At 52.1% G+C, this 11,989-nt stretch carries 12 protein-coding genes; 11 read left to right on the forward strand and 1 reads right to left on the reverse strand.

What is annotated here, in order from left to right; all coding sequences use genetic code 11:
• Positions 1-3 precede the first annotated feature (3 nt).
• From lnt to IV433_RS10960, 5 genes are all read left to right on the forward strand, one after another.
• The gene (gene lnt / locus IV433_RS10940; protein ID WP_195814208.1) at positions 4-1,533 is read left to right on the forward strand and encodes an apolipoprotein N-acyltransferase; all 1,530 of its coding nucleotides are present in this window, start codon (positions 4-6) and stop codon (positions 1,531-1,533) included.
• A 437-nt stretch (positions 1,534-1,970) separates the two neighbouring features.
• A complete protein-coding gene (locus IV433_RS10945; protein ID WP_165059420.1) occupies positions 1,971-2,867 on the forward strand; it encodes an amino acid ABC transporter substrate-binding protein in 897 nt (298 codons plus the stop codon).
• A gap of 189 nt (positions 2,868-3,056) precedes the next feature.
• Positions 3,057-3,797 carry an amino acid ABC transporter permease gene (locus tag IV433_RS10950; protein ID WP_195814209.1) on the forward strand — a complete coding sequence of 247 codons (741 nt, stop codon included), beginning with the start codon at positions 3,057-3,059 and terminating at the stop codon, positions 3,795-3,797.
• Between the two features lie 2 nt (positions 3,798-3,799).
• A complete protein-coding gene (gene gltK / locus IV433_RS10955) occupies positions 3,800-4,477 on the forward strand; it encodes a glutamate/aspartate ABC transporter permease GltK (protein WP_195814210.1) in 678 nt (225 codons plus the stop codon).
• Complete coding sequence (locus tag IV433_RS10960) at positions 4,474-5,199, forward strand: amino acid ABC transporter ATP-binding protein (protein ID WP_195814211.1); 726 nt, start codon at positions 4,474-4,476, stop codon at positions 5,197-5,199. Before gltK ends, IV433_RS10960 begins: the two co-directional genes overlap by 4 nt.
• Before the next feature lie 49 nt (positions 5,200-5,248).
• Here the strand turns inward: IV433_RS10960 and IV433_RS10965 are convergent, their stop codons facing one another.
• Positions 5,249-5,746: a zinc ribbon-containing protein gene (locus tag IV433_RS10965; RefSeq protein ID WP_195814212.1), complete on the reverse strand. Its 498-nt coding sequence runs from the start codon at positions 5,744-5,746 to the stop codon at positions 5,249-5,251.
• A gap of 269 nt (positions 5,747-6,015) precedes the next feature.
• Here IV433_RS10965 and leuS point away from each other — a divergent pair, with 269 nt between their 5' ends.
• The 6 genes from leuS (at position 6,016) to rlmH (ending at position 11,969) form a co-directional block, all read left to right on the forward strand.
• Positions 6,016-8,598 (forward strand): leucine--tRNA ligase, encoded by a 2,583-nt coding sequence (gene leuS, locus IV433_RS10970; protein ID WP_195814213.1) that lies wholly within the window; start codon positions 6,016-6,018, stop codon positions 8,596-8,598.
• A 14-nt stretch (positions 8,599-8,612) separates the two neighbouring features.
• The gene (lptE, locus tag IV433_RS10975; protein ID WP_195814214.1) at positions 8,613-9,242 is read left to right on the forward strand and encodes an LPS assembly lipoprotein LptE; all 630 of its coding nucleotides are present in this window, start codon (positions 8,613-8,615) and stop codon (positions 9,240-9,242) included.
• Complete coding sequence (gene holA, locus IV433_RS10980; protein ID WP_195814215.1) at positions 9,239-10,279, forward strand: DNA polymerase III subunit delta; 1,041 nt, start codon at positions 9,239-9,241, stop codon at positions 10,277-10,279. The genes lptE and holA overlap by 4 nt, the downstream gene beginning before the upstream one ends.
• Before the next feature lie 14 nt (positions 10,280-10,293).
• Complete coding sequence (gene nadD / locus IV433_RS10985; protein WP_195814216.1) at positions 10,294-10,971, forward strand: nicotinate-nucleotide adenylyltransferase; 678 nt, start codon at positions 10,294-10,296, stop codon at positions 10,969-10,971.
• Between the two features lie 206 nt (positions 10,972-11,177).
• Complete coding sequence (gene rsfS / locus IV433_RS10990; RefSeq protein WP_152326436.1) at positions 11,178-11,495, forward strand: ribosome silencing factor; 318 nt, start codon at positions 11,178-11,180, stop codon at positions 11,493-11,495.
• Positions 11,496-11,498: 3 nt separating this feature from the next.
• The gene (gene rlmH / locus IV433_RS10995; RefSeq protein ID WP_013576495.1) at positions 11,499-11,969 is read left to right on the forward strand and encodes a 23S rRNA (pseudouridine(1915)-N(3))-methyltransferase RlmH; all 471 of its coding nucleotides are present in this window, start codon (positions 11,499-11,501) and stop codon (positions 11,967-11,969) included.
• The last annotated feature ends 20 nt before the right edge of the window (positions 11,970-11,989 follow it).

Genomic DNA, 11,989 nt, shown 5'->3' on the forward strand with positions numbered 1-11,989 from the left:
TCCATGGCAATTGCCTCTTTATATCAACGCCAGCGGGTTCGCGCCCTGCTGGCGCTCTTATTCGGTGCCTGTGGCACCCTCGCTTTTTCCCCCTATGATTTCTGGCCTGCCGCAATCGTCTCACTCTGCGGTCTGCTGGCATTAACGCTGGATCGCCGTCCGGCGCAATCCGCGTGGATAGGTTTCTGCTGGGGATTTGGCCTGTTTGGAACAGGCGTCAACTGGGTTTACGTCAGTATCGCCACCTTTGGCGGCATGCCGGAAGCCATCAACCTGTTCCTGGTGATTTTGCTGGCGGCTTATTTGTCGCTGTACACCATGCTGTTTGCCGGTATTTTCAGCAAACTCTGGCCAAAAACCACCTGGTGGAAACTGGCAATTGCCGCGCCTGCACTGTGGCAAATTACTGAATTCCTACGCGGTTGGGTACTGACCGGCTTCCCGTGGCTTGAATTCGGTTACAGCCAGATCAATGGCCCCCTGAAAGGCCTTGCGCCAATCACCGGTGTGAACGGCATTACGCTGTTACTGACTTCACTGAGCGGTCTGCTGGTGTATGCCATTTACCAGCGCCGGAAAGCCCCGGGGATTATTGCGCTGGCAATGTTGTTGCTGCCATGGCCGCTGCGCTATATCCACTGGTATCAGGAACAGCCAGAGAAAGCTGTGGATGTTGCACTGGTTCAGGGCAACATTCCGCAGTCCATGAAATGGGATCCGAAGGCGCTGGAAAGCGCACTGCAAACGTATCTGGATCTCAGCCGCCCTTATCTTGGCAAATCCAGCATGATCATCTGGCCGGAATCCGCAATTTCCGATATTGAGTCCGATCAGCAGGGCTTCCTGAGCATGGTGGATAATATTTACCGTTCTCACGGGACTCAGCTGGTCACCGGGATTATCGACGCACGCCGCAATGAAGAAGGCATGAAGGTGTACAACAGCGCCATCGTGCTGGGCGGTGAACAAACTTATCGCTACCCGGACGACAACCGTTTCAACAAACACCATCTGGTGCCCTTTGGTGAATTTGTTCCTCTGGAAACGCTGCTGCGCCCTCTCGCGCCGTTCTTCGATTTGCCAATGTCGGGCCTGACCAGCGGGGATTATGTGCAGAAGCCGTTGTTTGTCAGCGGGCTCAATCTGACCACCGCCATTTGCTATGAAGTGGTATTTGGCGAACAGGTGCGCGACAACCTGCGCCCGGACACCAACTTCCTGCTGACCATTTCCAACGATGCCTGGTTCGGACATTCGATTGGCCCGTGGCAGCATTTCCAGATGGCGCGTATGCGTTCGCTGGAATTAGGCCGCCCGTTGCTGCGCAGCACCAACAACGGTATTACTGCCGTAGTGAATGCTCAGGGCGATGTGACCGCCCAAATTCCGCAGTTTACCCGTCAGGTGCTGAACGTGAAGGTCACGCCGACAACCGGTATGACGCCGTATGCTCGCGTTGGCTGGTGGCCGGTGTGGATAGTAACCCTCATCATGGCCGTCGCGGCACTGTGGCTGGGCCGTCGCAAAAATTGAGTTTTCTTATTTTCTCTTTAAATCAGGCGTCTTCGGGCGCCTGAACTGTTTTGTCGCATCTTCTTTTTAACCCCCGCAATCTTCCCCTTTTACCTGCTGTCGTTTGTGATAAACCCGGCATTAAGCGCTGATTATCTGACCGGTAATGAAGTTAAATCAGGCTTTCTGGCATGACTCTTGCTACATCTAATTGAAAGATATCTGATTAGTTACTTTTTATGACGTCGTGCATCATTTTGGAACAAAAAGGCTATTCCTCATGCACTTTCTAAGTGCATAGCCCGTTAATTGCTTTCAATTGGTGCGTGTCTCGTCTCAAAAAAGAAACAATGTGGTTTCATAAAATTCACATTCAGTTATTTTCTAGCTTCATATGACGAGGCATTAGCACTTTCTGATCCGTGATTTGGATCCCTAATGACAGCAAGGAGTTGGACATGCAATTGCGCAAATTGGCGTTATCCGTAGTGTTGGCAAGCGTTGCCGTAAGCAGCTTTGCTCACGCAGAAGAACTGACCGGCACCCTGAAAAAAATCAAAGACAATGGCGTTATCGTGGTAGGTCACCGCGAATCCTCAGTGCCATTCTCTTACTACAATAACGAACAGAAAGTCGTAGGTTATTCACAGGACTATTCCGACGCCATTGTTGACGCGGTTAAGAAAAAACTGAACCTGCCAAACCTGCAGGTCAAAATGATGCCAATCACCTCGCAGAACCGTATTCCGTTGCTGCAAAACGGCACCTATGATTTTGAGTGTGGTTCTACCACCAACAACCTCGAGCGCCAGCAGCAAGCCGCTTTCTCCGACACTATCTTCGTTATCGGCACCCGTCTGTTAGTGAAGAAAGGCTCTGAGATTAAAGACTTCGCTGATCTGAAAGGCAAAACCGTTGTGGTGACTTCCGGGACAACCTCTGAAGTGCTGCTAAATAAGCTTAACGAAGAGAAAAAACTGGATCTGCGCATCATCAGCGCCAAAGACCACGGTGACTCGTTCCGTACTCTGGAAACCGGTCGTGCCGTTGCCTTCATGATGGATGACGCCCTGTTAGCCGGTGAACGTGCGAAAGCCAAAAAACCAGACAACTGGGAAATCATCGGGACTCCGCAGTCCAAAGAAGCGTATGGCTGCATGATGCGTAAAGATGATGCCGACTTCAAAAAACTGGTCGATGACACCATCGTGAAAGCACAGACTTCCGGTGAAGCGACTAAGTGGTTTGAAACCTGGTTCAAAAAACCGATTCCTCCGAAGAATCTGAACATGAACTTTGAACTGTCTGACGACATGAAAGCCCTGTTCAAAGCACCAAACGATAAAGCACTGTAAAAAATACCAGACAGACGGGTATAACCAAGAGAAGTGTAATTAAAGAATAAGGCTGGACCACCAGCCTGTGATGATGCAGACCGGATGCGGGGTGGTCGTTCCCCACCCCGCATATCCTCCCAATCATTTTTCACGCGGATCACGTCATCACTCAGATGGGTAGTTCATTACCCGGTTTACGGAGTTTTTATGTCAATAGATTGGAACTGGGGCATATTTTTGCAACAAGCCCCCTTTGGGAATACCACCTACCTGGGCTGGATTTGGAATGGATTTCAGGTCACCGTCGCGCTGTCGATTTGCGCCTGGATTATCGCGTTCTTCGTCGGTTCACTTTTCGGGATACTGCGTACCGTTCCCAATCGGATCCTTTCCGGTATCGGCACCTGTTACGTTGAACTCTTCCGTAACGTGCCACTCATTGTGCAATTCTTTATCTGGTATCTGGTTGTGCCTGAACTGCTGCCCGAAAATATCGGTATGTGGTTTAAATCAGAGCTGGCACCGAATGTGCAATTCTTCTCCTCGTCAGTAATCTGTCTCGGGCTGTTCACCGCTGCCCGCGTGTGCGAGCAGGTGCGTGCGGCCATTCAGTCACTGCCAAGCGGCCAGCGTAATGCCGGTCTGGCAATGGGCCTGACGCTGCCTCAGACCTATCGTTATGTTTTGCTGCCAAACGCGTACCGCGTGATCGTGCCACCGATGACATCCGAAATGGTTAACCTGGTGAAAAACTCGGCTATCGCGTCCACCATCGGTCTGGTCGATATGGCGGCACAAGCCGGCAAGTTGCTTGATTACTCCGCTCATGCGTATGAATCATTTACTGCGATTACCGTTGCCTACGTCCTTATCAATGCCGTCATCATGCTCCTGATGCATTTTGTAGAACGTAAAGTCCGCCTGCCGGGCAACATGGGAGGTAAATAAGAATGCATGAATTTGACTGGAGTTCTATCGGCCCCGGCCTGCCGTATTTGTGGCAGGGCATGGTTATCACCCTGAAAATTACGTCGCTGTCGATTGTTGTCGGTATCCTCTGGGGTACGCTGCTGGCGGTCATGCGTTTATCGTCTTTCAAACCGGTCAGCTGGTTTGCCTCGGCTTATGTCAACCTGTTCCGCGCCGTGCCGCTGGTCATGGTGTTGTTGTGGTTCTATCTGATTGTGCCCGGCTTCCTGCAAAAAGTGCTCGGTTTATCCCCTAAGACGGATATCCGCCTGATTTCAGCGATGGTTGCGTTCGCCTTGTTTGAAGCGGCCTACTATTCCGAAATCATTCGCGCCGGGATTATCAGTATTGCCCGCGGGCAATCTTCTGCCGCGCTGGCGCTGGGCATGACCCAATGGCAGTCCATGCAACTGGTGATTTTGCCGCAGGCCTTCCGCGCGATGGTGCCGTTGTTACTGACCCAGGCGATTGTTTTATTCCAGGATACCTCGCTGGTGTATGTTCTGGGCCTCGCCGACTTCTTCCGCAGCGCATCCAATATCGGCGACCGTGACGGTACGCTGGTAGAGATGGTGCTGTTTGCAGGACTTATTTACTTTGTTATCAGCCTTTCCGCTTCCTTGCTGGTGCGTTATTTGAAGAAAAGGACCGTTTCATGATTTCACTGAAGAATGTTTCTAAATGGTACGGGCACTTTCAGGTGCTGACCGAGTGCAGCACCGAAGTTAAAAAAGGTGAAGTTGTGGTTGTTTGCGGGCCTTCCGGGTCGGGTAAATCGACGCTAATCAAAACCGTTAACGGACTGGAGCCGATTCAGAAAGGCGAGATCCTGGTTAACGGCACACCGGTCAATGACAAAAAAACCAATCTGGCTCAGCTGCGCGCAAAAGTCGGCATGGTGTTCCAGCATTTTGAGCTGTTCCCGCATTTGTCGATCATCGACAACCTGACGCTTGCTCAGGTAAAAGTGCTGAAACGCGATAAAGCAGCCTCGAAAGAAAAAGGCCTGAAACTGCTGGAACGTGTGGGCTTATCCGCTCACGCCAACAAATTCCCCGGCCAGCTTTCCGGCGGACAGCAGCAGCGTGTCGCTATCGCCCGCGCATTATGTATGGATCCTATCGCCATGCTGTTTGACGAACCGACTTCAGCGCTTGATCCGGAAATGATCAACGAAGTGCTGGACGTAATGGTTGAGCTGGCAAACGAAGGCATGACAATGATGGTGGTCACCCACGAAATGGGCTTTGCCCGTAAAGTGGCGAACCGCGTGATTTTCATGGATGAAGGTAAAATTGTGGAAGACCGTAATAAAGACGACTTCTTCAATAATCCGGAATCTGATCGTGCCCGCGATTTCCTGGCGAAAATCCTGCACTAAAACGTGAATTGCCTGCTTCCGGTCTGCTCCGGAAGCAGGCAATCAAACATCACGGTTCAAACGGACGACGGCTAAATTCGGTATTTCCGCATTTTGGACAGCGGCTCAGAATTTCCGGCGTGTATACCGCCAGATGGAAATGACAATTTTCACAAACCAGATTTCCCAGCCCCACCACTTCCCCGCTGTGATAAATGCCATGATGGCTGACGTCTTTAAACACTTCTTTCCATTCCAGCTGCGTTTTGTCCGTCAGGTCAGCCAGTTCTTTCCACAGACTTTCTTTAATCACACGTAAAAATACGCTGTCGGTTCCGTCATCTTCCGCCACCGCGCGCTGACTTTCGCCGTAACTGCGCGCGAACTCATGCAGGTCGCGCCTGACGGCGGAGGTTAACTGTTCAATCTGAATTTCTGACAACTTGCCTTCATGTTGCAGACGGACACGGGCATCCTGCACCAGTGCGCTGATATCACGTTCGCCATTTTTTAACCGCTCGGTCAGCGAAGACACTAACTGGCGGTAAGATTGCGTAATATTGCTCATAACTTCCTCTCCTTGAACTGACATGACCGTTTGCCCGGCGGGAGCGTATTGTCTTTATTTTAGACGTAAATCCCTGATACGTTGCGCAGATTATCCCGGGCTGGCTCGCAGATTATGAATAATGCGTCAGAAGAAGGCAGAAATCCCCGTTAGCCCTTCAGCGGGTGTTGTTGCACCCTCCGCTTATCGGCTATGCTATGCGGATCTTTTGATTAAAACTTTTTGAGCTACAGGCGTAGCTGTTTTCACTCACAGGACCACCGGCCGCCATGCAAGAGCAATACCGTCCAGAAGACATTGAGTCACACGTTCAGCTTCACTGGCAAGAGAAGCAAACCTTCAAAGTTACCGAACAGCCTGGTAAGGAGAAATATTACTGTCTCTCCATGTTGCCTTATCCGTCAGGTCGTCTCCACATGGGACACGTGCGCAACTACACCATTGGTGACGTGATTTCCCGTTACCAGCGCATGCTCGGTAAAAATGTTCTGCAGCCTATCGGCTGGGATGCATTCGGCCTGCCAGCCGAAGGTGCCGCGGTGAAAAACAACACAGCACCGGCGCCGTGGACTTACGAAAACATCGAATACATGAAGAACCAGCTGAAACTGCTGGGCTTCGGCTATGACTGGGATCGCGAAATCGCGACCTGCAAACCTGATTACTACCGTTGGGAACAGTGGTTCTTCACCAAGCTTTATGAGAAAGGCCTGGTTTACAAGAAGACTTCCGCCGTCAACTGGTGCCCGCATGACCTGACCGTTTTAGCGAACGAACAGGTTATCGACGGTTGCTGCTGGCGTTGTGACACCAAGGTTGAGCGTAAAGAAATTCCACAGTGGTTTATCAAAATCACCGATTACGCCGATCAGCTGCTCAACGATCTGGACACGCTGGAAAGCTGGCCTGAGCAGGTTAAAACCATGCAACGTAACTGGATTGGCCGTTCCGAAGGTGTGGAAATCACTTTCGACGTGGCAGACAGCGACGAAAAAGTCACGGTTTACACGACCCGTCCTGATACTTTCATGGGCGCAACCTATGTGGCTGTTGCCGCCGGTCACCCGCTGGCACAACAGGGCGCTATCAATAATCCAGCCCTGAACGATTTCATCGACGAATGCCGCAATACCAAAGTTGCCGAAGCAGAAATGGCAACCATGGAGAAAAAAGGCATGGCAACGGGCCTGTATGCGGTTCATCCGCTGTCAGGTGAAAAATTGCCGGTTTGGGTCGCCAACTTTGTCCTGATGGAATACGGCACAGGCGCAGTAATGGCCGTTCCGGGCCACGACCAGCGCGACTGGGAATTTGCCACCAAATATAACCTGCAGATTAAGCCCGTTATTTTGAATCTGGATGGCAGCCAGCCGGACGTCAACGCAGAAGCCATGACCGAAAAAGGCACTCTGTTCAATTCCGGCGAATTCGACGGTCTGAATCACGAAAATGGCTTCAATGCGATTGCCGATAAACTGGTCGCTCAGGGCGTGGGCCAGCGTAAAGTGAACTATCGTCTGCGCGACTGGGGTGTTTCCCGTCAGCGTTACTGGGGTGCGCCAATCCCGATGATCACACTGGAAGACGGTACTGTTATCCCGACACCAGAAGATCAGTTGCCGGTTATCCTGCCGGAAGACGTCGTCATGGACGGCATCACCAGCCCGATTAAAGCCGATCCTGAGTGGGCGAAAACTACAGTGAACGGTATGCCGGGTCTGCGTGAAACCGACACTTTCGATACCTTCATGGAATCATCCTGGTACTACGCGCGTTACACCTGCCCGCAGTATGACGAAGGCATGCTGGATCCGGCTGCGGCAAACTACTGGCTGCCGGTTGATCAGTATGTTGGTGGTATCGAGCACGCCATCATGCACCTGATGTATTTCCGCTTCTTCCACAAACTGATGCGCGATGCGGGCCTGGTCGATTCTGACGAACCGGCTAAACGCCTGCTGTGTCAGGGCATGGTTCTGGCGGATGCGTTCTACTACACCGGCAACGGCGGCGAGCGCGTCTGGGTTTCTCCGGCCGATGCTACCGTTGAGCGCGACGAAAAAGGCCGTATCACCAAAGCGACTGACCCGCAGGGCCGCGAGCTGGTTTATGCCGGCATGAGCAAGATGTCCAAGTCTAAAAACAACGGCATCGACCCGCAGGTCATGGTTGATAAATACGGCGCGGATACCGTACGTCTGTTCATGATGTTCGCTTCTCCGGCAGAAATGACGCTGGAATGGCAGGAATCTGGCGTTGAAGGGGCGAACCGCTTCCTGAAACGTGTCTGGAAACTGGCTTACGAACATTCAGAAAAAGGCCCGACCGTTGCCCTTGATGCGGCTTCCCTGAACGAAGCGCAAAAAGATCTGCGTCGCGACCTGCATAAAACTATCGCCAAAGTCACCGACGATATTGGCCGTCGTCAGACCTTCAACACCGCAATCGCAGCGGTGATGGAGCTGATGAACAAGCTGGGCCGCGCACCTCAGGAAACTGAACAGGATCGCGCACTGCTGCAGGAAGCTCTGCTGGCCGTTGTCCGCATGCTTTATCCGTTCACCCCGCACGTTTGCTTCAGCCTCTGGCAGGCGCTGAACGGTGAAGGTGATGTGGATATCGCGCCGTGGCCACAGGCTGATGAGCAGGCCATGGTGGAAGATTCCAAACTGGTCGTTGTGCAGGTGAATGGTAAAGTACGTGCTAAAATCACCGTAGCCGCTGATGCTACCGAGCAACAAGTGCGCGAGCGTGCGGCAGAAGAACATTTGGTCGCAAAATATCTGGATGGGGTTACGGTCCGCAAAGTAATCTACGTCCCGGGCAAACTGCTTAACCTGGTTGTAGGTTGAGTCAAGGAGGATCTGTGCGACATCCTATAATGACGCTGCTGCTGACCGCGGCAGTGCTGGTAACAGCAGGCTGTGGTTTTCACTTACGTGGAAAAACCAACGTTCCGGACGAGCTGAGAACCATCGTTCTGGACAGTAGTGACCCGTACGGTCCGTTGATGCGTAACATACGAACTCAGTTACGTCTGAGTAACGTGACCATTGTTGATGATCCAACCAAAGAACAGCGTAAGAATATTCCGTCGCTGCGCATCGGTGGTGAAGTCGTCGGGCAAAGTACCGCGTCAATCTTCCAGGACGGTAAAACGGCTGAGTACCAGATGGAAATGAATGTCAGCGCAACGGTTCTGATGCCGGGTAAAGACCTCTATCCGATCCATGTAAAAGTATTCCGCTCCTTCTTTGACAACCCGTTAACGGCGCTGGCAAAAGATAACGAGCAGGACATTATTATCGGGGAGATGCGTCAGCAGGCGGCTCAGCAGTTGATCCGTAAGTTACTGACGGTTCATGCGTCAGAACTGCGTAAAGCGGATGAAGTGAATGGCGAGGTAGAAGTGATTTCTACCCGTTCATCTGCCAGCACGTCGTATGATACCTCTGAAGTATCGACCCCGGCTCCGGCCAGCACTTCCGCAAAATGATCCGAATTTACCCGGAACAACTTGCCGCGCAGCTCCGTGAGGGGCTGCGCGCCTGTTATCTGTTATGTGGAAACGATCCTCTGCTTTTGCAGGAAAGTCAGGACAGCATCCGTAAAGCGGCTCAGCTTTCTGATTTTCAGGAACACTACACTTTTGCCCTCGACACCCACACCGAATGGGAGTCAATTTTCAGTATCTGTCAGGCGCTGAGCCTGTTTGCCAGCCGCCAGACCCTGATGCTGATCCTGCCTGATAATGGCCCGACTGCGCCGATGGCAGAACAATTACTCAAGCTGACTACCCTTTTGCATGACGACATCTTACTGTTGCTGCGCGGAACCAAACTGACCAAAGCGCAGGAAAACAGCGCATGGTTTAAAGCGCTGAGTGATAAAGGCGTGTTTGTCAGCTGTCAGACGCCGGAACAGGCGCAGCTTCCCCGCTGGGTCACACGCCGCGCTCAGGCGTTATCGCTTGAACTGGATGAACCGGCAAACCAGCTTTTATGTTATTGCTATGAAGGCAATCTGCTGGCGTTAGCTCAGTCCCTCGAGCGGCTTTCCCTGCTTTATCCTGACGGAAAACTCACGCTGCCACGCGTTGAAACGGCCGTCAACGACGCCGCGCACTTTACGCCCTATCACTGGCTCGACGCACTGCTGGCAGGTAAAAGCAAACGTGCCTGGCACATCTTGCGTCAGCTACAGCAGGAAGACAGCGAACCGGTTATTTTGCTGCGAACCGTGCAACGCGAACTTCTGATGCTGCTTAACCTGAAGCGTAAAATGGATTCAACGCCATTGCGCACGCTCTTTGATCAGCAAAAGGTCTGGCAAAACCGCCGGACGCTGGTGACGCAGGCGTTACAACGTTTATCACTCGAACATCTGACGCAGGCTGTCCGTTTACTGACTCAAATGGAAATCACCCTGAAACAGGATTATGGTCAGTCTGTCTGGTCAGAACTGGAAAGCCTCTCCATGTTATTGTGTGGAAAACCCCTGCCGGTTGATTATGTAGGTTCGGGTTCGTATTGAAGCAGGACACCGGTATGTCACTCACCACTTCACATTCTTTCTCACGCCCGCCACCATTACTGGCTTTTTTCGGCGGAACCTTCGATCCGATTCATTTCGGGCACCTGAAACCGGTGACCAGCCTGGCCGGACAGGCCGGATTTGATCAGGTCATTTTGTTGCCAAACAACGTGCCGCCTCATCGCCCGCAACCGGAAGCCAGCTCGCAACAGCGTCTGCACATGGTTGAGCTGGCCGTTGCAGGTAATCCGTTATTTTCCGTGGACTCACGTGAGCTGAATGTCGATACGCCGTCCTACACCATTGAGACACTTGCAACGTTACGTAAAGAACATGGCGATGATTGCCCGCTGGCGTTTATCATTGGCCAGGATTCATTGCTGACCTTGCACAAGTGGCACCGCTGGGGATCGCTGCTCGATTTTTGTCATCTGGTGGTGATGGCGCGTCCGGGATATCAGGAACAGCTCGATACGCCGGCGCTCCAGCGCTGGTACGACGCACACCGGGTGGCCGATGCGGAGAAACTCAAACAGAAACCCGCCGGATTCATTTATCAGGCCAATACACCACTGCTGGATATTTCAGCGACGGAAATCCGCGAACGACGCCATGCGGGGCTTGATTGCTCAGATTTGCTGCCATCTGCCGTTGAGCGCTATATAGAATCACAGGGCTTGTACCGCGAGTAGCTAACGCGTGGTATACTGCGCCGCTTAATTTCGGCTCTCGATAACGCTGCGTGATTAACCAATACAATGTATTGATTGTTAGACGTTTTCAGTTGTTTTCCTGATGACCGCTATGTGTATCCATCATGAGACGGGCTTTTACTTCGGTGATTCACCGTCGGCTGTCTTGTGAGGTCAATTGTTTCAAACATCCCCAGGGGGAACCTTTGCAAGGTAAAGCGCTCCAAGATTTTGTTGTCGATAAAGTCGACGACCTGAAAGCACAAGACATCATTGCCATTGATGTTAAAGGTAAATCCAGTATTACTGATTGCATGATTATTTGTACCGGTACATCCAGCCGCCATGTAGTGGCTATCGCTGGACATCTGGTTGAAGAAGTGAAAGCGGCCGGTATGGACGCAATGGGCGTGAAAGGCATCAACGAAGCCGACTGGGTTGTTGTCGATCTGGGCGAAGTCATCGTTCACGTCATGCAGGAAGAAAGCCGTCAGCTTTATGAGCTCGAGAAACTCTGGGGTTAATGCGTGAAACTGCAACTTGTCGCCGTCGGCACAAAAATGCCTGACTGGGTACAAACCGGTTTTAACGATTACCTGCACCGTTTTCCGAAAGATATGCCGTTTGAACTGACTGAAGTTCCGGCAGGGAAACGCGGTAAGAACGCTGATATCAAACGCATTCTTGAAAAAGAAGGCGAACAGATGCTGGCTGCTGTCGGTAAAGGTAATCGCATTGTGACCCTGGACATTCCGGGCACACCGTGGGAAACCCCGCAACTGGCGCAACAACTGGAACGCTGGAAACAGGACGGACGAAATGTCAGCCTGTTAATCGGCGGCCCGGAAGGGCTGGCACCGGCCTGTAAAGCCGCAGCGGAACAGAGCTGGTCGCTCTCTCCGTTGACTCTTCCTCACCCGCTGGTTCGGGTTCTGGTCGCGGAAAGCCTTTACCGCGCCTGGAGTATTACCACTAATCATCCATACCACCGCGAATAACGGGTGGTGAATGTCAGCAA

The organism is Rahnella laticis (genome assembly GCF_015644585.1).
Taxonomy (GTDB): Bacteria; Pseudomonadota; Gammaproteobacteria; order Enterobacterales; family Enterobacteriaceae; genus Rahnella; species Rahnella laticis.